Source organism: Mobilicoccus massiliensis (assembly GCF_000826525.2).
Lineage (GTDB): Bacteria > Actinomycetota > Actinomycetes > Actinomycetales > Dermatophilaceae > Mobilicoccus > Mobilicoccus massiliensis.
Map to the genome: position 1 here is coordinate 12,899 of NZ_LN651329.1, position 23,664 is coordinate 36,562.

Below are 23,664 nucleotides of genomic sequence, written 5' to 3' on the forward strand. Positions count from 1 at the left end.
GCGAGAACGCGCCCTACTTCTCCACGTGCTGGTAGTCGTAGCTCGACAGCCACGTCCAGCCACGACTCGTGAAGGCCCTCGTCAACGGGTTGGACGCGACCATCATCCCGGGCCGCACGTCGGCCCGGTTCCGGTAGGCCCGACCCGCGGCGGGCGAGACGGTGCCCTTGTAGATGTACGGGTTCTGCACGGGGTTGACGTCGATCGCGCGGCCGAAGGAGTGCTTCGACCACCCCTTGCCGTTCGTGATGGCCCGGCAGTTGAACGCAGAGGTGTTGTTCGCGGCCATGGACCGCTCGTCGCTGCCGCCGTACGCCGACACCTCGCGCATCGCGGCGATGGGGAACTTCGAGGAGATGCCGACCTGGAACGCCTGCAGCGCACTCGTCGTCGCCGTCGAGGCGAGGACGATGCGGCCACGATGCATGCGGCCGTCGAAGCCCCAGTGGTTCATCTCGACGGTGGAGAGCCTGGAGTAGTGCACGGGGCATCCCGGACGCCACGTCTTCGCCACGTCCGCGCGGGTGGTCCGGCGCACCGCAGGCGCGAGCACCGCGGTGCGCCTCAGCGTGACCAGCGGGCTCACCGCCCCCTGGGCGGAGACGACGCGGTGCGAGAAGGTCGCGACTGCTCCCCGGCCGTACGACAGGGGCACCGAGTACCTCCCGTCCCGTCCGGCGGTGAGGTGGCGGTTGGCGCGCCAACGACCACCGAGTCGGACCTGCACCGTGAGGCGGCTGCCGGCGGGGGCGGTGCCGCGCAACACCGGATCGCGCAGGGTGTCCTGGGAGACACGGGTGGTCGAGACCGTGACCCGGCCCGCGCCGGAGGCGGCGGCCGGCGTCGGGGCCGTCGCGACCACGGGGGCGGGAATCAGCACGAGGCCGAGGACGAGGGGAAGGCGTCGCATGTCGTTCCCTTCGGCGACGGGCCGGCCCACATGAAGCCGACACACTTGAACAACGTGGCCCGGATCGACGACATCTCCTCGATCCGGGCCACGATCCGTGTGCGCGACCTCGCTCAGAAGCGGGCCGGCTCGCGGTAGATGCCCCACTCGTCGCGCAGGGCGTTGCAGATCTCACCCAGGGTGCACTCGGCACGCACGGCGTCGAGCATGGCCGGGATCATGTTCTCCTTGGTGCGGGAGACCTCGACCATCCGGGCCAGGGCGTCGGCCGCGATGTCCTCGTTGCGGGCGGCGCGCCGCGTGTCGAGCTCACGCACCTGCTCCTTCTCGACCTCGTGGCTGACGCGCAGGATCTCGAGCTCGTTCGCGACGGAGTCGGTGTGGCAGTTGACGCCGACGACCTTCTTGTCGCCCTTCTCCAGCGCGATCTGGTGCTGGAAGGCCGCGTCGGCGATCTCGGAGGAGAACCAGCCCTCCTCGATGCCGCGCAGGATGCCCGAGGTCATCGGCCACACCGCGTCGTCGCCCTTGTTGCCGGCGTTGGCGCGCACGACCTCGGCGAGCGCCTCCTTGTCGGCCGAGCCCAGACCGCTGGTGCCCATGCGCAGGATCGAGTCGAAGATGCGCTCGGCCTCGGCCTCGATCTTGTCGGTGAGCGCCTCGACGTACCACGAGCCGCCGAGCGGGTCGGCGACGTTGACGACGCCGGTCTCCTCCATGATGACCTGCTGGGTGCGCAGCGCGACCTCGGCGGACTGCTCGGTGGGCAGCGCGAGGGTCTCGTCGAGCGCGTTGGTGTGCAGGGAGTTCGTGCCGCCGAGCACTGCGGCGAGCGCCTCGGTGGCGGTACGCACGACGTTGTTGAGCGGCTGCTGCGCGGTGAGCGAGACGCCCGCGGTCTGGGTGTGGAAGCGCAGCCACTGCGCCTTCTCGCTGGTCGCGCCGTAGACGTCGCGCAGCCACTTCGCCCAGATGCGACGCGCCGCGCGGAACTTGGCGATCTCCTCGAAGAAGTCGACGTGGGAGTCGAAGAAGAAGCTCAGGCCGGGCGCGAACGAGTTGACGTCGAGACCGCGGGAGAGGCCGAGCTCGACGTAGCCGAAGCCGTCGGCGAGCGTGAACGCGAGCTCCTGCGCGGCCGTCGCGCCCGCCTCACGGATGTGGTAGCCGGAGACCGACAGCGGCTTGTACGCGGGGATCTCGGCGTTGCAGTACTCCATGAGGTCGCCGATGAGGCGCAGGTGGGGCTCCGGAGAGAACAGCCACTCCTTCTGCGCGATGTACTCCTTGAAGATGTCGGTCTGCAGCGTGCCGTTGAGCACGCCGGGGTCGACGCCCTGACGCTCGGCGGCGACGAGGTACATGCAGAACACCGGCACGGCCGGGCCCGAGATCGTCATCGAGGTGGTGACGTCGCCGAGCGGGATGTCGGAGAACAGGATGTCCATGTCGTTGGCCGAGTCGATGGCCACGCCGCAGTGACCAACCTCGCCGAGGCTCATCGCGTCGTCGGAGTCACGTCCCATGAGGGTGGGCATGTCGAACGCCACCGAGAGACCGCCGCCGCCGCGGCCGAGGATCATCTTGTAGCGCTCGTTGGTCTGCTTGGCGTTGCCGAAGCCCGCGAACTGGCGGATGGTCCACGTGCGTCCGCGGTAGCCGGTGGGGTACAGGCCTCGGGTGAACGGGAACTCGCCCGGCCAGCCGATGCGCTCGAAGTCGGGGTCGGCGGCCTCCTGCTCGGGGGTCGGGCCGTAGACCGGGTCGACCTCCATACCCGAGAGCGTCGTGAAGTCCGCCTGACGGACCCGGGAGTTGTCGAAACGCTGCTGCCAGCGCTCGCGACCGGACATGGCTTGCTGCTGCGTCTGCTGTGGCTCCGTCATCGTCATGCCCCCAAAGTACTAGGAAGTCCTAGTACTTATCCAGACCCGATCTCCGATTTCTCGAATCGATCCACGCGATCGGAGGGGCGCGGAGCGTCGTGGGACGCGAGAATCACGGCCACGACAGCTCGGGTGGGCCTCGCTTTCATCGCCACACAGCGATATGATCGTCTAATGGCGATACGAGAAGAGCCCCCCGTGCTCGACGACACGGCGACCGCCGCCTACGCGCACCTGTTCGACACCCTCGGCGAGCCCACGCGGCTGGCCATCCTGCAGCACCTCGCCTCCGGCGAGCACCGGGTGCGCGATCTCGTCGAGCATCTCGGACTCGCGCAGTCGACCGTGAGCAAGCACATCGCGTTCCTGCACGAGTGCGGCCTGGTGACGCAGCGACCCGAGGGCCGAGCGACCTGGTACGCGCTCGAGAACCCGGCGCGGCTGCGCACGCTCATCGCCGCGGCCCGGGACATCCTGCGCGCCACCGGCTCCGAGGCGGTGCTGTGCCCGCACCTGCACACCCCCTGACCGACGACACCCACCCGCACATCGCTCACGACACCCGGAGGAGGATCCACATGGGCGCAGGACACGACCACCGGCCCACTGTCCCCGAGGCCGGCCGCCCCGGGGATCACCGCCGCAGGCTCTGGATCGCCTTCGGCCTCACGGCGACGATCGTCGTCGCTCAGGGGATCGGAGCGGTGGTCACGGGCAGCCTCGCCCTGCTCACCGACACGGTCCACGCGCTGACCGACGCCTCGGGCCTGCTCGTGGCGCTCGTCGCCGCCACGCTCATGCTTCGGCCGGCCGATGCCAGGCGCACCTGGGGCTTTCGTCGTATCGAGGTCATCGCGGCGCTCGGTCAGGCGGCTCTGCTCACCGCCGTGGGCGTCTACGCCGCGGTCGAGGGGGTCCGGCGCCTCCTCGAGCCACCCGAGATCCCCGCCGGCGAACTGCTGTTCTTCGGTGCCGTGGGGCTCGCGGCCAACGTCGTCGCGATCACGGTCCTCGCCTCGAGTCGCGGCGCGAACTTCAACATGCGCGCGGCGTTCCTCGAGGTGCTCAACGACGCGCTCGGTTCGCTCGGCGTCATCGTCGCGGCCATCGTCATCTCGACGACCGGCTTCCAGCAGGCCGACGCCGTCGCGGGCCTCTTCATCGCCGCCCTCATCCTCCCTCGCGCGTTCGTCCTCCTGCGCGAGACGACGAGCGTGCTCATGGAGTTCGCGCCCGCAGGGCTCGACCTCGAGGAGGTCCGCCGCCACATCCTCGCCCTCGATCACGTGAAGGACGTCCACGACCTGCACGCCTCGACCGTGGCCACCGGTCTGCCGACACTCACCGCCCACGTCGTCGTCGACGACACCTGCTTCACCGACGGCCACGCCGCGGAGATGCTGGAGGACATCAGGGCGTGTGTCGCGGAGCACTTCGAGGTGTCGATCCACCACTCGACGTTCCAGATGGAGACCGAGCGCATCGCCGCGCACGAACCCGAGGCGTGCCGGTACCCGTGACCCGCGAGCATGACCCGTGAGCTCTGATCCACCGGCGCGCGTGGCCGGTCAGGGCCGCAGGCCGCGACCTACGCACCTTCCAGCGCGTCGAAGTCGCCGTGGTGGCGGCGGATCTTCTCGAGCAGCCGGAACAACTCGACCCGTTCGGGGCCCGTGAGCGCGGCGACCCCGAACCCGGAGTCGACGAGCTTGGCCATACCCCGCTCGGCGACGGCGCGGCCCGCCGGGGTGATGACCGCGAGCGTGCCGCGCCCGTCCAGCGGGTTGGGCACGCGCTCGACGAAGCCCTGCGACGCGAGTCGCTGGATCACGCTCGTCGCCGAGGTCGGATGCACCATGAGCCGCTCCCCCACCTTGCTCATGGGCAGCCGCCCCTCCCGGCTGAAGGTCAACAGCACCAGCGCCTCGAACCGAGGGAAGGTGAGGTCGAACTCGGCCAGTTCGGCGTCGAAGTCGGCGAGCAGCAACTGCTGCACCCGCATGACCGAGGTGGCCGTCGCCATCGACTGCGGCGCCGAGGCTCGCCCCCACGTGCGCTCCCACAGCACGGCCGCCCGGCGGATCGGGTCGAACGCGAGCGTGCGAGATGACTTCATGCAGGTCAGCCTACTGTTCACCGGACCCACGACGATCCCGGGCCCGGCGTCGTCGCCGTGCGCGACGCCCCGCGAGCCAGGCCCGGCCGACGATCAGGTGAGGGCGGCGAGCACCTCGTCGGCGGCCCGATAGGTGTCGGTGCGGCCGGCGACGACATCGCCCGCCAGGTCGTCGATGCCGTGGCCGTCGCGCAGGTCGCCCATACGCGCCCGCAGCTGGGCGAGGACGATCGACTCGATCTCCTCGGTGGCGCGGGCGCGACGGCGACGGTCGAGTTCGCCGTGTTCGGCCATCCACGCCTGGTGCTTCTCGATGCCCTCGATGACCTCCTCGACCCCCTGCATGCGGTCGGCGATGGTCTTGAGGACCGGCGGGCGCCACAGGTTGGGCTCGGTGCGATCGCCGAGGCTGATCATGTGGCGGATGTCGCGCACCGTCGCGTCGGCTCCGTCGCGGTCGGCCTTGTTGACGACGAACACGTCACCGATCTCGAGGATGCCCGCCTTGGCGGCCTGGATGCCGTCGCCCATGCCCGGGGCGAGCAGGACGAGGGTGGTGTCGGCCATGCCGACGATCTCGACCTCGCTCTGACCGACACCGACGGTCTCGACGAGGATGACGTCGCAGCCCGCGGCGTCGAGCACGCGCATCGCCTGGGGGGTCGCGGCCGAGAGGCCACCGAGGTGGCCGCGGCTCGCGAGCGAGCGGATGTAGACCTCGGGGTCGAGGGCGTGATCCTGCATGCGGACCCGGTCACCGAGCAGGGCTCCCCCGGAGAACGGCGAGCTCGGGTCGACCGCGAGCACGCCGACCCGCTTACCCTGCTTGCGCAGCGCGGTGACCAGCGCGTTCGTCGACGTCGACTTGCCGACGCCCGGGCTGCCGGTGATGCCGATGATGTGCGCGTGCCCCGTGTGCGGCGCGAGCGCGGCCATGATGTCGCGCAACGCCGGGTGCCCGTCCTCGACGAGCGAGATGAGCCTCGCCACGGCACGCGGCGAACCCTTTCGCGCGTTCTCCACGAGTGCGGGGACGTCGACCTGACGGGCCATCGGTGAACTACCTCATTCGGGGTCTCGAGTGCGGACTACAGCGACCGGCGTCGGCAGTGGATGTGCGGAAGGTACGGAAGATGCGGAGGCCGGACCGGTGAGCAGGAACCTGCCCACCGGTCCAGCATGCCCCAGCGATCAGTTCTTCGGGACCCGGACGATCAACGCGTCGCCCTGACCGCCGCCACCACACAGCGAGGCGGCACCCACGCCGCCGCCGCGGCGCGCGAGCTCCTTGGCGACGTGCAGCGTGATGCGCGCACCCGACATGCCGATCGGGTGGCCCACCGCGATGGCCCCGCCGTTGACGTTGACCTTGTCGTCCGACAGCCCGAGCGCACGCGCCGAGGCGACGCCGACGGCGGCGAACGCCTCGTTGATCTCGACGAGATCGAGGTCGCCGGGCTCGATGCCCTCCTTGCGGCAGGCCTCGACGATCGCGTTCGACGGCTGCAGCTGCAGCGTGGAGTCGGGCCCGGCGACGACGCCGTGCGCACCGATCTCGGCGAGCCACTGCAGGCCGAGCTCCTCGGCCTTGGCCTTGCTCATGACGACGACCGCGCACGCGCCGTCGCTGATCTGCGAGGCCGAGCCGGCCGTGATCGTGCCGTCCTTGCCGAAGGCCGGACGCAGCTTGCCCAGGCTCTCGGCCGTGGTGTCGGGGCGGATGCCCTCGTCCTTGGTGAACTGCACCGGGTCGCCCTTGCGCTGCGGGATGGAGACCGGCACGACCTCGTCGTCGAAGACCCCGTCCTCCCAGCCCTTCGCGGCGCGCTGGTGACTCCGCGCCGAGTAGGCGTCCTGCTCTTCGCGGCTGACCTCGGCGTCACCGCTGTTGCCGCTCTCGGTGAGGTTGCCCATGCCCTGGTCGGTGAAGGCGTCCCACAGACCGTCGTAGTCCATGTGGTCCTTCATCGTGACGTCGCCGTACTTGAAGCCCGAACGGCTCTTGGCGAGCAGGTGCGGGGCCTGGGTCATCGACTCCTGGCCGCCGGCGACGACGATGTCGAACTCACCCGCACGGATGAGCTGGTCGGCGAGCGCGATCGCGTCGAGCCCGGAGAGGCACACCTTGTTGATCGTGAGCGCGGGAACGTTCATCGGGATGCCCGCCTTGGTGGCGGCCTGGCGGGCGGGGATCTGACCCGCGCCTGCGGTCAACACCTGGCCCATGATGACGTAGTCGACCTGCTCGGGCTTCACCCCGGACTTCTCGAGTGCGGCCCGAATGGCGACGCCGCCGAGATCGGCACCGGTGAATCCCGCGAGCGAGCCGAGGAGCCGACCGATCGGGGTGCGCGCCCCATCGACGATGACGGTGGTCGGACGGTTGGATGAATCGGTCATGTGCGATGGCCTCCGTGTCGTGCCTGACTGGGTCGTCTTTGACTGGGTCGTCGGTGACAGCGCCCCCACTGTAGGGGTGTGCTCCGACAGCCTCGACGCACTGCCCGGCCCACCGGCCGGCTGTCTCGCGGTTCGGGCGGGCACGGGCGGGCACGGGCGACGTGCGGGGCGGGCCGTTCGTCCCCGATCCGCCCGCGATCGCCCTGCGCGGACGCCGGCGCTCCTACCCTGGAGACATGAGCGCACAGGGACTGTTCACGCACATCGACCATGTCGGCATCGCCGTCCGCGACCTCGACGAGGCCATCGCCTTCTACGAGGAGAAGTACGGCATGAAGATGGCCCACCGCGAGATCAACGAGGAGCAGGGCGTCGCCGAGGCGATGATGGAGGTCGGCGACTCGACCTCGTGCATCCAGCTCCTCGCCCCGCTGAACGAGAACTCCACGATCGCCAAGTTCATCGACAAGAGCGGCGTCGGCATCCAGCAGATGGCCTACCGCGTCGAGAACATCGACGAGGTCTGCGAGACGCTCAAGGAGCGCGGTCTGCGTCTGCTCTACCCCGAGCCCAAGCGCGGCACCGCGGGCAGCCGCATCAACTTCATCCACCCCAAGGACGCGGGCGGTGTGCTCGTCGAGCTCGTCGAGCCCAACCCCGAGGGCATGCACTGACCCCACCCGATCGACGCGCCGAGCAGGCGGCTCGTCCCGGCCGAGGAGGCGGGGGACGGGCCGCCTGTTCGCACCCCGGGGCGGGGCGTCGGCAGTGCTGGTGATGAAGCTCACCCGCTCCCCTACTCCCGCCTCGGCCCCCGTGCCGGGAAGGTGAACCTGAGGATCCGGCCCACGTGCCGGTCCACGTCGTTGACTCGAGGACGAGCCGAAGGAGAGGCCATGCAGGAGATTCTCGACGCCATCATGTCCGGCGACCGGAGCGAGGAGACCTACGCGGGCCTCTCGGTACCGGAGTCGTTCAAGGCCGTGGTCGTCCGCAAGGACGAGGTCGACATGTTCGAGGGGGTGCCCAGCAAGGAGAAGGACCCCCGCAAGAGCCTCCACGTCGACGAGGTTCCGCTGCCCGAGCTCGCGCCCGGTGAGGCGCTCGTCGCGGTCATGGCGAGCTCGGTCAACTACAACACCGTGTGGACCTCGATCTTCGAGCCCGTACCCACGTTCGGGTTCCTCGAGCGGTACGGCCGGTTGTCGGACGTCGCCAAGCGGCACGACCTGCCCTACCACATCGTCGGTTCCGACCTCTCGGGCGTCGTGCTGCGCACGGGCCCCGGCGTGCACCTGTGGAAGCCCGGCCAGGAGTGCGTCGCGCACTGCCTCAGCGTCGAGCTCGAGCACCACGACGGCCACAACGACACGATGCTCGACCCCGAGCAGCGCATCTGGGGCTTCGAGACGAACTTCGGCGGGCTCGCCCAGCTCGCGATCGTCAAGGCCAACCAGCTCATGCCCAAGCCCGAGCACCTCACGTGGGAGGAGGCGGCGAGCCCCGGCCTCGTCAACTCCACTGCCTACCGTCAGCTCATCAGCAAGAACGGCGCCGGCATGAAGCTCGGCGACCGCGTCCTCATCTGGGGCGCCAGCGGCGGCCTCGGCTCCTACGCCACCCAGATGGCCCTCGCCGGCGGCGCCACCCCGGTGTGCGTCGTCTCCTCGCCCGAGAAGGCCGAGATCTGCCGCCGCATGGGCGCCGAGCACGTCATCGACCGCAACGAGATGGGCTACCGGTTCTGGAAGGACGAGAAGACCCAGGACCCCAAGGAGTGGCGCCGGTTCGGCAAGGACATCCGTGAACTCACCCGCGGGCACGACGTCGACATCGTCTTCGAACACCCGGGGCGCGAGACGTTCGGTGCGTCGGTCTACGTCGCTCGCAAGGGCGGCACGATCGTCACGTGCGCGTCCACCTCGGGGTACATGCACGAGTACGACAACCGGTTCCTGTGGATGAACCTCAAGCGCATCATCTCCAGCCACTTCGCCAACTACCGCGAGGCCTGGGAGGCCAACAGCCTCATCCGCCGCCGGCTCATCCACCCGACCCTCTCCAAGACCTACCCGATGAACGAGGTCGGTCAGGCCGCGCAGGACGTGCACCGCAACGCCCACCAGGGCAAGGTCGGTGTGCTGTGCCTGGCCCCCAAGGAGGGCCTCGGCGTGACGATGCCCGAGCGCCGCGAGCCGCACCTCGACGCGATCAACCGCTTCCGCAACATCTGACGGATCGGCGATCGCCCCGACCGCCACGACCGGCCCGCCTCCCGCACTCGCGGGCGGCGGGCCGTCGTCGTCTCTCCCGTCGTCTCGTCGTCTCGTCGTCTCCCGCCGTGACCCCGGCGTAATCCTCACGTGAGCTCGCCCACTGCCTCGTGCGCGAGGGGCGTCGAGTGGCTCACCCTCGCCGAGTCGGGCACATGACCAGGACGTGCGGCGTAGTAGGCTCGGCCGGAGCCGCGCGGCGACGGGCCTTCGCCCACGACCCGGGGCCCGCGCCGCCGATCGATCGACCGGCGCGAATCTTCACGAGTTCTGAACGGCCCGGGGGTGGACGAGTGCGACCACGCGCGTCAGCGGTAGGAGCCTCGCGGTGGTCGTCGATGACGGGCGCGCCAGCACGACGTGTGCCAGTGTCGGCGTCCCGAGACACCCGCTCCGAGGCCGCTCTCGGGCCACACGACGACGTGCGACGACCCTCCGGAGAAGCTCTGCTGGCACCCCGGGCACACGTACCGGCGCCCGGGATCACGGCCCGTCACCTCTCGCACGACCCACGTCGTGCCGTCGAACTGCTCGCGCAACTCTCGGACGAACAGTCCGGGATGCAGGCCCCGCTCGTCGCGGCGGCGTCGGTTGGCTCGTGGCACGACCACATTCTGCCCACCACGGCCCACCGCTCGATCAGCCGTGTCAGGAGGACCCGATGACCGACCCCCGCCTCCCCTCGCGTCGCGACTTCATGCGGACGAGCGCTCTCGCGGCCGGGGCCGTCGCGTTGTTCTCCGGGTGCACCGGGCAGTCCCCCGCGCCGGCCACGTCGACGACCTCCACGACCTCCGCCAGGCCGACCACACCGGCGAGCCCGACGGGTTCTCCCACCCTCGACAACGACTCCTGGGCGCCCAACCCGACGAAGGTCGGAAAGCTGTCGGTCACGGCCTCCCAGCAGGGCGAACAGCTGCTGCTGCACACCCTCGACGGCGATCGGTCGTTCCTCGCCGGCGTCGGTCTCACGGCGGTGCTGCCCGGGCACCTGCCCGAGGACTTCGCGCCCAAGGCCGCCGACTACCGCCGGTGGTTGACGATGATGGGCGAGACCGGCATCCGGGCCGTGCGTCTGGACTCACTGCAGGCGCCCGCCCTCTACGACGAGCTGCTCGCCTACAACAAGGCCCACCCCGACGCCCCGCTCTACCTCGTGCAGGGGGTCACGATCGATGCGCTGCGGGCGCCGGTGGACAAGCCCGCACCCCTCGGCTCGGCGGTGCGCCGGGCCCTCAGCGCCGAGATCGCCGACACGAGTGCGGCGATCCACGGCGACCTCAGCCGCGCGTCCTCGGCGACCGGACCGACGGGGCGATGGCGCAGCGACGTGTCGCGCTGGGTGGCGGCCTGGGTCGTCGGCTCACCCTGGGATCCACGGGTCGTCCTCGCGACCGACCGCGAGAACAAGGCCCGACCGTTCTCCGGCACCTACTTCATCTCGACACCGCAGGCGAGTGCCACGGAGTCGTGGATCGCCGCCCGCATGGACGAACTCGCCACGCACGAGGCGAAGCGGGGCTCGTGTGCCCCCATCGGCGCGGCCAACCACGCCGCCACCGATCCCCTGTCCCACCCCGAGGAGCCGGTCGCGACCGACGACCAGGTGGGCGTCGACGTCAACAACATCGGGGCACGCACGGCGTGGCCTGCCGGAACGTTCGCGGCCTACCGGGCGATGCCGTACGCGCCGATGTTCCTGCGCTACCAGGCCTCCTATCAGACCGGTGACCCCTATCGCGCCTACCTGCTCGACCTGCGCGCGCATCACCAGGGCATGCCGCTGCTCATCACGGAGTTCGGTGTGCCGGCCTCGCTCGGCCAGAGCAGTACCGGCGCCAACGGGCGCACCGAGGGGTTCCTCTCCGAGCAGCAGGCGATGCGCGCGAACGCCGACATGCTGACGATGTTCCGCGAGATCGGCATCGCCGGCGGCCTCCTGCCGTCGTGGACCGACGACTGGTCGGCCACCTCGCCCCCGACCGAGCCGCGGTCGCGCCTCGTCGCCCCGGCGCGACGCGCGCTGTTCCACGACCCGCTGACGAGCGGACAGTGGTTCGGTCTGCTCGCGCACGACTCCGCGCTCGGAGGCACGAAGGTCGTGCACGAGGCGCCGGAGGACGAGATGACGAAGGTCGCCGTCGACCACGACGCCTCGTACTTCTACATCACGTTCTACTTCACACGCCGCGTCACCTCTCCGGTCGACGTGGGCTTCAGCCTCTACGACACGAGCGGTCTGCGCCTGCCCGGCGGCTCGGGCGACGCCGACTACGACGTCGCTCTGCGCCTCGTCCCCACGATGAGCACCGTGACGATGTACGTGCGCCGCACCCTCGACCCGGCGCGTCTCGACGGTCTGCCCACGCTGTACCTTCCCCGCGCCAACCTGCGCGGATGGGTCGTCGAGCAGCTCACCCTCGCGCCGCCGATGGAGGTCCCGGGCCGCCGCAACGCCGTCCCCGCGGAGATGCAGAAGGTCGGCGAGCTCGTCATGGGAACGTGGGACTCCGCGAGCCCGGCGTACACCTCGCTGGCCACGTGGCAGCTCGTGCGCCCCGACCCCGCCCTGCCGATGGAGTGGCGCCTCCGGCTGCCGTGGTCGATGCTCACGTTCGCCGACCCCGCCGGGCGCCAGGGACTCGTCCCCGACCTGGGCGAGCCCTCGCTCGTCCCCGTCACCGGCATGGACGTGATGATCGAGTCGAGCACCCCCGGCAGCCCCGCGAACTTCCACGTCGACGTGCCGGGGTGGAAGTCGGTGCCGCGCACGACCGAACGTCTCAAGAGCGGCATGGACGCCCTGCGCGACGCTCTCGCCGCCACCTCGCGCGCCACGCCCTGAACCGGTCTCGCGCCGGCCGCGCGCGAGAACGTCGACGCCCCGCCACCTCCTCGGAGGTGGCGGGGCGTCGGCATTCCGTGAGCGCGACGGCCCGGCTCAGGCGTACGTGCGGAACCCCCGCTTGGACTTGCGACCGAGATACCCGGCCTTGACCAGGTGCTCGAGCAGCGGGGCCGGAGCGAAGCCGCGCTCGCGGAACTCGAGGTACAGCTCCCTCTGGATGGCGAGCGAGACGTCGAGGCCGACGATGTCGAGCAGCTCGAACGGACCCATCGGATAACCACATCCGGCCTTCATCGCCAGGTCGATGTCGTCGGTGGTCGCGTAGTGCGCCTCGAGCATCTTGATCGCGTCGTTGAGGTAGGGGAACAACAGCGAGTTGACGATGAACCCCGAACGGTCGGCGCACTCGACGCCGCGTTTGCCGATCTTGTCGCACAGGTCGACGATCGTGGCCTCGACGTCGGCGGCGGTCGCGACCGTGGAGACGATCTCGACGAGCTTCATCACCTGCGCCGGGTTGAAGAAGTGCATGCCGATGACGTCGGCCGGGCGGGAGGTGGCGACGGCCACCTCGATGACCGGCAGCGACGAGGTTGTCGTCGCGAGGATCGCACCGGGCTTGCAGATCTCGTCGAGGTTCTCGAACATCGCCTGCTTGGTCGAGAGCTCCTCGCTGATGGCCTCGTCGACGATGTCGACGTCGGCCAGGGTCTCGAGGGAGTCGCTCGTCGTGATCGACGCGATCGCCTTCTCGCGCACCTCGTCGGTGAGCTTGCCGCGCTGCACGGCCTTGGCGAGCGACTTCTGGATCGCGCCGTAGGCCTCCTCCACGCGTCCCTTGTGCCGCGAGACCATCTGCACCGGGTAGCCGGCCTTGGCGAAGACCTCGGCGATCCCGGTGGCCATCGTGCCGCTGCCGACCACGCCGACCTTGTGAATCGGGCGGATGCCCTTGCCGTCGGCTGCGGGCCTGGGCGTCTGCGGGTCGTCGACCACCTTGCCGGAGCCGGGCTTCTCGTAGGTGTAGAACCCGCGACCGGTCTTGCGGCCCAACAGACCCGCGGTGATCATCTGCTTGAGCATCGGCGCGGGCGCGTGGAGCTTGTCGCGCCCCTCCTTGTAGATCGTGTCGAGCACGGCGTACGCCACGTCGAGACCGATGAGGTCGAGCAGCGCGAGCGGCCCCATGGGCAGGCCGCAGCCGAGCGTCATCGCGGCGTCGATGTCCTCGCGGCTCGCGTATTTATTCTCGTACATCATGACGGCCCGGTTGAGGTAGGCGAGCAGCAGACGGTTGGCGATGAAGCCGGCCTGGTCGCCGACGACGACGGGCTCCTTGCCGAGCTTCTCGGCGAGCGCACGCACGTCTTCGAGCACGTCGGGCGAGGTGATGACCGTCGCGATGATCTCGACGAGCTTCTGCACCGGGGCGGGGTTGAAGAAGTGGAGGCCGATGACACGGCTCGGGTCCTTCGTCGCCGTCGCGATGTCGGTGACCGAGAGGCTGGAGGTGTTCGTCGCGAGGATCGCGTCGTCTCCGACGATGCCGTCGAGCGTGGTGAACACCGACCGCTTGATGTCGAGGCTTTCGGGCACCGCCTCGATGACCAGCCCGCAGTCGGCGAGCGCCGACATGTCGTCGGTCGTCGTGACCCGGCCGAGCAGCGCCGCCTGATCCTCCTCGGACATCTTGCCGCGCTGCACCGCGCGGCCCGTGGAGTTCTCGAGGTGGCCCCGCCCGCGCTCGACGGCCGCGGCGTTCATCTCGACGCCGACCACCTCGAACCCGCTGCGGGCACACACCTCGACGATTCCGGCACCCATCGTGCCGAGTCCGATCACACCGATCTTCGTGATTTCGCGAGCCATGCCCGGAGTCTTCCAGACCGCGCGACGTCGTGGCCCGGTTCCGCTCCTGTGGCACTCGGCACGTCAGTCGATCGCCACCGGTCGATCGCCACCGACCGATCGCCACCGCCCCCGCGGTGTCGCCGGGGGTTAGGGTGTGCGGCGTGCGTCTGGTCATCGCGAAGTGCAGTGTCGATTACGAGGGCCGTCTGGCGGCCCACCTTCCGCTCGCGACGCGGTTGTTGCTGGTCAAGGCCGACGGGTCGGTGCTCGTCCACAGCGACGGCGGCTCCTACAAGCCGCTCAACTGGATGTCGCCGCCGTGCGCGACGGCCGAGATCGAGCCCGACGAGAGCGAGCGGGCCGACGGGGTCGAGACGGTGTGGGTCGTGCAGCACGCCAAGAGCGACGGACGGCTGCGCATCCGCATCCACGAGGTGCTCCACGACTCCAGTCACGAGCTCGGCGTCGATCCCGGCCTGGTCAAGGACGGCGTCGAGGCCCACCTGCAGAAGCTGCTCGCCGAGCACATCCACACCCTCGGCGACGGCTACCGGCTCGTGCGCCGCGAGTACATGACCGCGATCGGGCCGGTCGACATCCTCTGCCGCGACGCCGACGGCGTCCACGTCGCCGTGGAGATCAAGCGGCGGGGAGAGATCGACGGGGTCGAGCAGCTCACGCGCTACCTCGAGCTCATGAACCGCGATCCGCACCTCGTCACCGGCGGCCCGGTGCAGGGCGTCTTCGCCGCCCAGGAGATCAAGCCCCAGGCCAGGACTCTGGCCACCGACCGCGGCATCCGCTGCGTCACCCTCGACTACGACGCGTTGCGCGGCATCGACGACGTCACGGGCCGCCTGTTCTGAGATCACGAGTCCCCCTCCTCGCCGAGACAGGCGCTTTCGTCGTCTGCCGACACCGGCGAGGACAGGTCGCGCCGAAGGGGACCTGAGAAGCAGAAGCCGTCTCCGGCGCCGGTGAAGAACCGTCGTCCCCCGCACCGTCGTATCCCGCTGCTGGTGGCACACTGGCGTCCACCCGCCACGCGGGAGCCCCTCCCACCGCTTGGACACCGGGGTCGGAAGAACGAGGAAACACGATGACACGTCGGCAGGTCGCCGTCGCCACGCCGGCACACGAGGCCGCGGAGGCCGCCATGGCCGTCGTCGAGGCGGGTGGCAACGCCGTGGACGCGGCGATCGCGGCGATCTGCGTCGCGTGCGTCACCGAGGTCGGCATCGTCAGCCCGATGGGCGGCGCGTACGTCAACATCTGGGCTCCCAGGGAGCAACCGATCGTGCTCGACGGGTACGTCGAGATGCCGGGCCGCGGACGTCCGGCCGAGTGGTTCGGCACCGGACTGCGCGAATTCTGGATGGACTACTACGGCGGGATGACGGTCAACGGCGGTCATGGCTCGGTGGCGACTCCGGGGATGTTCGCCGCCCTCGACGAGGCGTCGACGCGGTGGGGAGCGCTGCCCTGGCGCGAGTTGGTCGCGCCCGCGGCCCACGTGGCGCGCAACGGGTGGGCCGCCGGGCCTTCCGCCGTGTTCTACCTCGAGGCCTCCGGCGGCAACCTCTTCGCGTTCGATCCCGGCACACGCGCGTTCATGACCCAGGGCGGCGGGGAGTACCCCGAGCTCGGCGACATCGTGCGTTCGAGCGAGCTCGCCGACTCCCTCGACACCATCGGCCGCGACGGTGCCGCCACCCTCTACACCGGCGAGATCGCGCACGTCATCGCCGCGGACATGGACGCCAACGGTGGTCTGCTCGGGCTTGAGGACCTGGCCTCCTACCGCACCGTCGCTCGCCCACCCCTGCGCACCCGGCTGCTGGACTGGGACGTGGCCGCCAACCCCGCCCCCTCGATCGGCGGCCCGGTGCTCACCGCGATGCTGCGCCTGCTCGCCGACCGGCGCGCGACGCGCGGACGTACCGACGCCTCCGACATCATCGACATCCAGTACGCCGTGCTCGACTACCGGCGTCGCGCCATCGACGCGGCCGAGGACCTCGAGATCGCCGGCCAGGAACTCCTGCGCGCGCTGCACGAACTCGGGCCGGAGGGCCTCGCGGCGGTGTCGAGTTCCCCGGAGACCATCCACGTCTCGGCGATCGACGACACGGGCCTCGCGTGCTCCATCACGACCTCGGCGGGGTACGGCTCGGGGGTCACCGTGCCGGGTACCGGGCTCATGCTCAACAACGCACTCGGCGAGCCCGAGCTCAACCGCCGCGGTCTGCACGCGCTCGCGCCGGGCACGCGGCTCGCGTCGAACATGACCCCGACGACCGCACGGCGCGACGACGGCACCCGACTCGCGATCGGCAGTCCCGGCGCCGACCGCATCACCACCGCGCTCATGCAGGTCATCGGCGGCGTGTGCCTCGACCAGAAATCGCTGCAGGAGGCGATCGACCAGCCCCGCCTGCACGTGGCGTTCGACGACGCCGGTGACGCCCGGGTGGAGTACGAGGCGGGCCCCGGTGTCACCCCAGCGGTCGAGGCAAGCCCGTTCCCGGGTGCCGCTCATGACCGGATCGCCATGTACTTCGGCGGGGTCGGCGCCGCCGGTCTGCGTCCCGACGGCACCCTGGTCGCCGCCGGTGACCCCCGGCGCACCGCCGCCACCGCGATCGGCTGACGCGGACCGGCTCGAGCGGCCGGGTGGTCGCGTGGTCGCGTGGTCAGGGTGGTCGGGCTACCGGCGGTCCACCCGCTCGATGCTGCGGCCGTCGGCGTCGATCCGGACCACGAGCTCGTCGCTCGGGTCGTGCACCGGTGGCGAGACCACGCCGGGCAGGACGAGGACGTGAAGTCCTCGGTAGAGATCCGAGAGCTCGACGAGCACGACGTCGAGGGGTCGGTCCTCGTCGAGCTCCGCCACCTCGACGTTCGCTCCCTCCGGGCGCCGTTCGGCGGCCGCATGCACGGCGGCGATCGGTGCTCCGTGGACGAGGTCGTGACGCTCCGGTGTCACGCCGGGCCCGACGACGTGGAACGTCGCCGGGCATTGGAGGTCACTCACGAAGTCCGCACCCCCGTCGCCGGGACGACGGTGGCGCGCACCGAGTCGGCCCACGCGGGCTGCCGCACCACCGGCTCCACGACATCTGCAGCCACCTGCGCGCGCGAGCGCGTGGCCATCCGGTCGGCCTCGGCCAGCACCTCCGGCGAGACGTCGGGGGCGATCTTTCGTGCGAACGGCGCCGCGGACGTGCGTCGGATCCGCTCGAGCGCCTCGAGGTCGAGCCACCGTGGACTCGGGCTCCAGGGCTCCCACACCTTGGCCGTCGTCGCCGCGAACGCGACCCGCAGCGACGGGTCGTCGCAGACGATCGACGGCACGGTCCACTCGTCGGGGATACGCACACCGCGGAAGTACTCCCCCACCCGGGGGTCGGCGTGGTCACGATGCAGGAGCGCGTCGATCGCCATCGCGCTCAACGTGATCCACTGGGCGCACTTCACCGGCAACAGAGGGGGACGCTGCGACCCGCGAGGGACGCCGACCCAGATCCTCGGCTCGCCGGGCTTGACGAGGACACGCGCGGGCGAGAAGGCGCCGAGGCGTACGGTCGCGCGCCGGAGGAGCGCTTCGTCGCCCCGCAACGCCGCGGGCGGCGTGATGATCGACCAACGAAGCTCGTGATCCGCGGGCTGCTCGGCCGACGCATCGAGCAGCGCGTCGGCGCCGAGGGCATCGACCTCGGCCTCCCAGTCCGCCAGATCGCGGATCGGGTAGTCCTGCCCCGAGACGAGCACGGCGTGGTCGCACCCGGTCAACGCCCTGGCCACGGAGAATCCCTCGAGCGCCGCGTCGACGAGGGACTGGTCACCCCACCTCGTGGGAATGCGGCTGACGAACCGCCGCCCACCGGCCTCGGTGACGGATGCGGCGTCGAGGAATTCCGGATCCCGAAAGCGGACGAGCACCTCGCTCCCCGGGCTCAGGCTCCTGACACGGCGGACGAGCCGAAGCACACCCGCGGGGTCGGTATGGCACATGAGCACGTAACAGAACGACATGGGATCTCTCCGGCGTGCGGTAGCGAGGGCCGGTGTCGAGGCGCACCGGCACGGTCAGAGCGTAGGCGCATCGAGGCGGTCGCGCGTCAAGGACGACGATGGGCGCGGCCAGCCAGTGTCGCGGAGTCAGCCGCTGAGGGCCGGTGCCGTCGTCAGGCCGTGGCGTTCGCGGATGACCTCGACGATGTGGCCGATCGAGGTCGTGAGGTCGTGGTGCTTGGGGGTGAAGACCTCGCTGACGCCCATGGCCCGCAGTCGCGCGGCGTCGGACTCCGGGATGATCCCGCCGACGATGACCGGCACGTCACCCGCGCCCGCGGCCTTGAGTCCCTCGACGATCTCGGGAACGAGCTCCATGTGCGAGCCCGAGAGGATCGAGACCCCGACCGCGTGGACGTCCTCGTCGACCGCGGCGCGCACGATCTGCGCGGGGGTGAGGCGGATGCCCTGGTAGACGACCTCGAACCCCGCGTCGCGCGCCCGGACGGCGACCTGTTCGGCGCCGTTGGAGTGGCCGTCGAGGCCGGGCTTGCCGACGAGGAAGCGCAGGCGGGTGCCCATCTCCTCGCCCGTCTTCGCGACGAGGTCGCGCACGGCGGCGAGCGTGCTGCCCGCCTCCGCCTCGCCCACGCCGACGCTGCCGGAGACACCGGTGGCCGCGCGGTACTCGCCGAACACGTCCCGCAGCGCCTGGGCCCACTCCCCCGTGGTGACGCCCGCCCGGGCGCACCGCAGCGACGCGGGCATGAGGTTGACCTGCTCGTTCGCCGCGTCCTCACGAAGCTGCGCGAGTGCGGCCTGGGCCTCGGCCTTCTTCTCGGGGTCGGCGTCGCGGGTCTCACGCCAGGTGCGCACGGCCTCGGCGGCAGCGTTCTCGACGGCGGCATCGACGGTCTGGATCGCGGTGTCGAGATCGGCGGTGAGCGGGCTGGGCTCGGTCGTCGTGAACTTGTTGATGCCGACGACGACGTCCTCACCCGACTCGATGCGCTGACGACGGCGGGCGTGCGAGGCGACGAGCTCGGTCTTCATGTACCCGGACTCGACGGCGGCGACCGCCCCGCCCATCTCCTCGATGCGCCGCATCTCGGCCTTGGCGCCCTCCACGATCTCGGCGACCTTGGCCTCGACCACCGGCGAGCCGTCGAACAGGTCGTCGTACTCGAGAAGGTCGGACTCGAATGCGAGCACCTGCTGCAGACGCAGGCTCCACTGCTGGTCCCACGGGCGCGGCAGGCCGAGCGCCTCGTTCCACGCCGGAAGCTGGACGGCGCGGGCGCGAGCGTTCTTGCTCAGCGTGACCGCGAGCATCTCGAGCACGATGCGCTGGACGTTGTTCTCGGGCTGGGTCTCGGTGAGCCCGAGCGAGTTGACCTGCACGCCGTAACGGAACCGGCGGTGCTTGGGATCCTGGACGCCGTAGCGCTCCCGGGTGAGCTCGTCCCACAGCTCGACGAAGGCGCGCATCTTGCACATCTCCTCGATGAACCGCACGCCCGCGTTGACGAAGAAGCTGATGCGCGCGACGACGTCGCCGAACTTCTCCTGCGGCACCTCGCCGCGCTCACGCACGGTGTCGAGCACCTCGATCGCCGTGGCCATGGCGAACGCGACCTCCTGGACGGGGGTCGCGCCGGCCTCCTGCAGGTGGTAGCTGCAGATGTTGACCGGGTTCCACTTGGGCATCGTGGAGACCGTGTACGCGATCGTGTCGGCGGTGAGCCGCAGCGACGGCGCGGGCGGGAACACGTGGGTGCCGCGTGAGAGGTACTCCTTGATGATGTCGTTCTGGGTCGTGCCGGCGAGCTTGGCCACGTCGGCCGTGACCTCCTCGCCCGTGCGGCCCGCGGCCTCGGCCTGTTGTTCGGCCACGACCTGATACATCGCGAGCAGCCACATCGCGGTCGCGTTGATCGTCATCGACGTGTTCATCTCGGCCAGCGGGATGCCGTCGAACAACGCCGCCATGTCGCCGATGTGCGAGATCGGGACCCCCACCTTGCCGACCTCACCGCGCGAGAGCTCGTGATCGGGGTCGTAGCCGGTCTGCGTGGGCAGGTCGAAGGCCACCGAGAGCCCCGTCTGCCCCTTCTCGAGGTTGCGGCGGTAGAGCTCGTTGCTCGCGGTGGCACTGCTGTGCCCCGCGTACGTGCGCATCACCCACGGCCGGTCGCGTTCACCCGTTGCACCCATAGCAGTGAAGGTAGCGGGGCCGGGTGAGCGAGCGGGACGACTCGCGCCGGTGACTCGCCTCACGTCCGGCGATCGGTCTCCGCCTCACCCCTGCGGCGGCGCCGCGGTCTGAGACGATCGGGCCATGGTCAACATCACACGCGTCTACACGCGCACGGGCGACGACGGCACGACTCACCTCGGCGATTTCAGCCGCACGAGCAAGACCGATCCCCGCCTCGCGGCCTACGCCGACGCGAACGAGGCCAACGCCGCGATCGGCATCGCGGTCGCGGCCGGTGACCTGCCCGAGGAGGTTCGTGCGACGCTGACCCGGGTCCAGAACGACCTCTTCGACGTGGGCGCCGACCTGTGCAACCCGCTCGTCGACGGCGAGGAGAGCGCGGAGTACCCGCCGCTGCGCGTCAAGGCCGAGTGGATCGACGAGCTCGAGGCCGACTGCGACCGCTACAACGAACAGGTCGAGAAGCTGCGCTCGTTCATCCTGCCCGGCGGCACCCCCGGTTCGGCCTATCTGCACCTCGCCTGCACGATCACCCGCCGCGCCGAACGCTCGACGTGGGCCGCGATCCACGCCTACGGCGACACCCCGGCGGCAGCGGCCAAGGACCCCGAGCACCCCGGCGGCGTCAACATCCTCACGGCCAAGTACCTCAACCGACTCTCGGACCTGCTGTTCATCCTCGCCCGGGTCGCGAACGTCGGCCGCGGCGGGGACGTGCTCTGGCAACCGGGCGGTGGGCGGGAGACACCGGCGAAGAAGTGAGGCCGCGCCGTCGCTGCAGCGACAAGGGATGACGTCGGCGAGAGATGACGCCGGTCAGGGGCCGCCATGAGAGACCGACGTGAGCGACCGAGGTGAGCGCGCCCGGCGGGCTCAGAGCGGCCAGTCGGGAACGGGCGGAGCGGATTCGACCCAGTAGCGCAGAGCCGTGTACTGCACCGGGCCTAGGGCGAGGTCGAAGGTCATCGTCGTGCCGGCCTCCGTGGTGCCCACCGTTCGCACCCGGCGGCCGCGGCCCTGGAGGTCGATGACGCTCGCGAGACCGGCGTCCTCCTCCAGCATCGAGATGGCGCTGATGTCGATCGTGCGGCGCTCCCACGTGCGAGCCGGACGCAGAGTCCAGCCGAAGAGCGGAAAGACCTGCAGTGTGGTCGCGTTCATGCGCAGGAGCGCGGGACGCCAGCGCGCGGCGCGGTCGCTGCGGTAGCCGCACATGACGACGTCGCCCTCGTGAGAGATGAGCCGACGCCGAGCGTAGACGAAGAGGACCAGCAGGAGGACGAGCAGGACGAGCCCGGCCACGATGATCTCGACGACCTCCGCGGTGGGGCTCTGCATACCTGTCGGCTCAGCGAGAGGAGACGGTCTCGGAGACGATCCTCACGACATCGCTGTCGACCGAGAGGAACCCACCGTCGACGACGAAGGCCTGGCTACCCGAGCCACCGCCCTCGATGCGCACCTCACCCTCGCGCAGCACGGTGAGCAGCGGCGCGTGGCTGGGGAGGATGCCGATGTCGCCCTCGACAGCGCGCGCGACGACACGCTCGGCGTCGCCCTCCCAGACCTTGCCGTCTGCGGCGACGAACTCGACATGCAGCTGACCCACGTGAGACCCCTTCGAAGCTCGGTGTTGGCGGCGAGTCTACCCGGCCGCCAGGACCGACCCGGGCCGGTCCGACGGGTGGGCGCCGAGGATGCGTCGCACCGTCGAGACGCGGCTGTCGCTGCTCGACTGCGGTCGCAGCTCGACGGCGGTCACTGCTTGAAGAGGTCGCCGCTCTCGTCGCCGATCTCACGCTTACGGCTGAAGTAGTCGTTGATGATCGTGCGGAACCGATCGGCGTCGGGACGGGCCCAGTTGCGCATGAGCTCACAGCCGAACGCCAGCGACGTCACCGGGTGCGCACCGGCCTGGACCATGCGGGTGATCGCGGTGTCGTGGGAGACGGTCGAGACACCGCCGACCGCGTCGATCACCGGGTAGATCTCGTAGCCCTCGTCGAGCATGTCGAGGGTGGGGAACGCGAGGCAGACCTCGGTCCACAGCCCGGCCATGACGATCGTCTTGCGGCCGGTGGCCTCGACTGCGGCTCGAAAGTCGGCGTCCTCCCACGAGTTCACGCCGGTGCGGTCGATCTGCTCCACACCGGACAGTTCGTTCATGATCTCGGGAACGGTGGCCTCGTTGACCCCCATGTCGACCGCAACCGTGGTGGCGACGGTCGGCACCTCGTAGGCGTGCGCCAGCTTCGCCAGCGTCACGGCACCGAGGTCGATCTGGGCCCTGGTGGCCGACCCCACCGTCGCGTACTGCCCCGGCTGGAAGTCGATGAAGACGATCGCGCAGTTCTGCGGCGTCAGGAGGTGGCCGTTCTGCGGGTCGCGGACGGGCTCGGGCTGGGTCTTGGGCATCGGGGTCTCCTACTGGGGTCGTGGGTCTGTGTCGTCCGAGTCGAGCGGCGGAAGCGTTCAGGTGCGAGCGGGTGGGGCCATCTGAGGCGGAGGGTCGGCCCCTGGCACGTGTGATCGCCGGTCAGGAGCGGCCGGGCCAGACGTAGCTGGCCGGGCCGGAGACGTGGGCGTCGAGTCGGTGGGGATCGAGGTCGAGGGCCTGCCGATTCCACACGCCGTTGTCGGCGGCGAGCGCGTAGGCGCGGTCGAGGAACGACAGGAGCATCGCGTCGGGGTCATCGGCGGTGCGCACGGTCTCGTAGGGCAGGATCCACTCCCCGAGGGACTCGTCGAACGTCGCGGGTGAGAGATCGGCGTCGGTGTACCCGTCGGGTTGGGGAACGGCGTAGGCATAGAACGACCCCTCGGCCGAACCACCGGGCCAGAAGCCGACGGCGGCGTTCTCCTCGTTCTCGGCCTCGGCCATGACCCACTCCGGACAGTTCGGAGGAGCCCCGCCCTCCCACGCGGGGGCGGGCCGGCCGGAGAAGCGTGTCGCCGACAGATCCATCGAGCCCCAGAAGAGCTGGACCGGGCTCGCCTTGCCACCGAAACCGGCTCGGTGGGCCTCGAAGACGTTCTGGGGTCTGCGCGAGTTCGATCGCTCGTTCGCGAAGCGACTCGAGGAGGTGGCCGCCCTGATCGATCCGTGCGACGCCGACCCCGACACTCCCCTGGTGCTCCTGCCGGTCCG

At 70.3% G+C, this 23,664-nt stretch carries 22 protein-coding genes; 8 read left to right on the forward strand and 14 right to left on the reverse strand.

Annotation, left to right across the window (positions count from 1 at the left end; translation table 11 throughout):
* Positions 1-13 precede the first annotated feature (13 nt).
* Positions 14-910: a M15 family metallopeptidase gene (locus tag BN1197_RS07900; RefSeq protein ID WP_141397247.1), complete on the reverse strand. Its 897-nt coding sequence runs from the start codon at positions 908-910 to the stop codon at positions 14-16.
* 113 nt (positions 911-1,023) lie between these two features.
* Entirely contained in the window at positions 1,024-2,763 is a 1,740-nt protein-coding gene (gene icmA / locus BN1197_RS07905) for a coenzyme B12-dependent isobutyryl-CoA mutase large subunit (protein WP_040158235.1), read from the reverse strand.
* A gap of 231 nt (positions 2,764-2,994) precedes the next feature.
* Between icmA and BN1197_RS07910 the strand changes: the two genes are divergently transcribed.
* Together BN1197_RS07910 and BN1197_RS07915 are read left to right on the forward strand one after the other, a co-directional pair.
* Positions 2,995-3,324 (forward strand): ArsR/SmtB family transcription factor, encoded by a 330-nt coding sequence (locus BN1197_RS07910; RefSeq protein WP_315969806.1) that lies wholly within the window; start codon positions 2,995-2,997, stop codon positions 3,322-3,324.
* A gap of 50 nt (positions 3,325-3,374) precedes the next feature.
* Positions 3,375-4,316 (forward strand): cation diffusion facilitator family transporter, encoded by a 942-nt coding sequence (locus BN1197_RS07915; RefSeq protein ID WP_040158242.1) that lies wholly within the window; start codon positions 3,375-3,377, stop codon positions 4,314-4,316.
* Positions 4,317-4,384: 68 nt separating this feature from the next.
* On the opposite strand, the gene BN1197_RS07920 is transcribed toward BN1197_RS07915, so the two are convergent.
* The 3 genes from BN1197_RS07920 to BN1197_RS07930 form a co-directional block, all read right to left on the reverse strand.
* Positions 4,385-4,912 (reverse strand): MarR family winged helix-turn-helix transcriptional regulator, encoded by a 528-nt coding sequence (locus BN1197_RS07920; protein ID WP_040158245.1) that lies wholly within the window; start codon positions 4,910-4,912, stop codon positions 4,385-4,387.
* 93 nt (positions 4,913-5,005) lie between these two features.
* Complete coding sequence (meaB, locus tag BN1197_RS07925; RefSeq protein ID WP_040158247.1) at positions 5,006-5,965, reverse strand: methylmalonyl Co-A mutase-associated GTPase MeaB; 960 nt, start codon at positions 5,963-5,965, stop codon at positions 5,006-5,008.
* 138 nt (positions 5,966-6,103) lie between these two features.
* Positions 6,104-7,312: an acetyl-CoA C-acetyltransferase gene (locus tag BN1197_RS07930; RefSeq protein ID WP_040158249.1), complete on the reverse strand. Its 1,209-nt coding sequence runs from the start codon at positions 7,310-7,312 to the stop codon at positions 6,104-6,106.
* A 236-nt stretch (positions 7,313-7,548) separates the two neighbouring features.
* Here BN1197_RS07930 and mce point away from each other — a divergent pair, with 236 nt between their 5' ends.
* Both mce and ccrA read left to right on the forward strand, forming a co-directional pair.
* Complete coding sequence (gene mce, locus BN1197_RS07935) at positions 7,549-7,986, forward strand: methylmalonyl-CoA epimerase (protein WP_040158252.1); 438 nt, start codon at positions 7,549-7,551, stop codon at positions 7,984-7,986.
* Between the two features lie 222 nt (positions 7,987-8,208).
* Positions 8,209-9,546, forward strand: a complete 1,338-nt coding sequence (gene ccrA, locus BN1197_RS07940) for a crotonyl-CoA carboxylase/reductase (RefSeq protein WP_040158254.1) — start codon at positions 8,209-8,211, stop codon at positions 9,544-9,546.
* A gap of 347 nt (positions 9,547-9,893) precedes the next feature.
* Here ccrA and BN1197_RS07945 read toward each other — a convergent pair whose 3' ends face one another.
* Positions 9,894-10,190 (reverse strand): hypothetical protein, encoded by a 297-nt coding sequence (locus BN1197_RS07945; RefSeq protein ID WP_040158779.1) that lies wholly within the window; start codon positions 10,188-10,190, stop codon positions 9,894-9,896.
* A 56-nt stretch (positions 10,191-10,246) separates the two neighbouring features.
* On the opposite strand from BN1197_RS07945, the gene BN1197_RS07950 reads away from it, so the two are divergent.
* The gene (locus BN1197_RS07950; RefSeq protein ID WP_040158257.1) at positions 10,247-12,430 is read left to right on the forward strand and encodes a twin-arginine translocation signal domain-containing protein; all 2,184 of its coding nucleotides are present in this window, start codon (positions 10,247-10,249) and stop codon (positions 12,428-12,430) included.
* A gap of 96 nt (positions 12,431-12,526) precedes the next feature.
* Here BN1197_RS07950 and BN1197_RS07955 read toward each other — a convergent pair whose 3' ends face one another.
* Entirely contained in the window at positions 12,527-14,302 is a 1,776-nt protein-coding gene (locus BN1197_RS07955) for a 3-hydroxyacyl-CoA dehydrogenase family protein (RefSeq protein WP_040158260.1), read from the reverse strand.
* A gap of 143 nt (positions 14,303-14,445) precedes the next feature.
* Here BN1197_RS07955 and nucS point away from each other — a divergent pair, with 143 nt between their 5' ends.
* Both nucS and BN1197_RS07965 read left to right on the forward strand, forming a co-directional pair.
* Complete coding sequence (nucS, locus tag BN1197_RS07960; protein WP_040158781.1) at positions 14,446-15,150, forward strand: endonuclease NucS; 705 nt, start codon at positions 14,446-14,448, stop codon at positions 15,148-15,150.
* Positions 15,151-15,383: 233 nt separating this feature from the next.
* Positions 15,384-16,934 carry a gamma-glutamyltransferase gene (locus tag BN1197_RS07965; RefSeq protein ID WP_040158262.1) on the forward strand — a complete coding sequence of 517 codons (1,551 nt, stop codon included), beginning with the start codon at positions 15,384-15,386 and terminating at the stop codon, positions 16,932-16,934.
* A 57-nt stretch (positions 16,935-16,991) separates the two neighbouring features.
* On the opposite strand, the gene BN1197_RS07970 is transcribed toward BN1197_RS07965, so the two are convergent.
* The 3 genes from BN1197_RS07970 to BN1197_RS07980 form a co-directional block, all read right to left on the reverse strand.
* Positions 16,992-17,318, reverse strand: coding sequence for a hypothetical protein (locus tag BN1197_RS07970; protein WP_141397248.1), 327 nt, complete (start codon positions 17,316-17,318; stop codon positions 16,992-16,994).
* Positions 17,315-18,319 carry a hypothetical protein gene (locus BN1197_RS07975; RefSeq protein ID WP_040158267.1) on the reverse strand — a complete coding sequence of 335 codons (1,005 nt, stop codon included), beginning with the start codon at positions 18,317-18,319 and terminating at the stop codon, positions 17,315-17,317. The genes BN1197_RS07970 and BN1197_RS07975 overlap by 4 nt, the downstream gene beginning before the upstream one ends.
* A 126-nt stretch (positions 18,320-18,445) precedes the next feature.
* Entirely contained in the window at positions 18,446-20,512 is a 2,067-nt protein-coding gene (locus BN1197_RS07980) for a protein meaA (RefSeq protein ID WP_082043733.1), read from the reverse strand.
* A gap of 124 nt (positions 20,513-20,636) precedes the next feature.
* Here BN1197_RS07980 and BN1197_RS07985 point away from each other — a divergent pair, with 124 nt between their 5' ends.
* Positions 20,637-21,278, forward strand: coding sequence for a cob(I)yrinic acid a,c-diamide adenosyltransferase (locus tag BN1197_RS07985; RefSeq protein WP_040158270.1), 642 nt, complete (start codon positions 20,637-20,639; stop codon positions 21,276-21,278).
* Between the two features lie 111 nt (positions 21,279-21,389).
* Here the strand turns inward: BN1197_RS07985 and BN1197_RS07990 are convergent, their stop codons facing one another.
* The 4 genes from BN1197_RS07990 to BN1197_RS17745 form a co-directional block, all read right to left on the reverse strand.
* On the reverse strand, positions 21,390-21,854 hold the full coding sequence (locus tag BN1197_RS07990; RefSeq protein ID WP_040158273.1) for a DUF2550 family protein: 465 nt from the start codon (positions 21,852-21,854) through the stop codon (positions 21,390-21,392).
* Positions 21,855-21,864: 10 nt separating this feature from the next.
* Complete coding sequence (locus tag BN1197_RS07995) at positions 21,865-22,125, reverse strand: F0F1 ATP synthase subunit epsilon (protein ID WP_040158275.1); 261 nt, start codon at positions 22,123-22,125, stop codon at positions 21,865-21,867.
* A gap of 149 nt (positions 22,126-22,274) precedes the next feature.
* Entirely contained in the window at positions 22,275-22,931 is a 657-nt protein-coding gene (locus tag BN1197_RS08000) for an isochorismatase family protein (protein WP_040158278.1), read from the reverse strand.
* A gap of 121 nt (positions 22,932-23,052) precedes the next feature.
* Entirely contained in the window at positions 23,053-23,640 is a 588-nt protein-coding gene (locus BN1197_RS17745; protein WP_052466249.1) for a DUF5996 family protein, read from the reverse strand.
* Between the last annotated feature and the right edge of the window lie 24 nt (positions 23,641-23,664).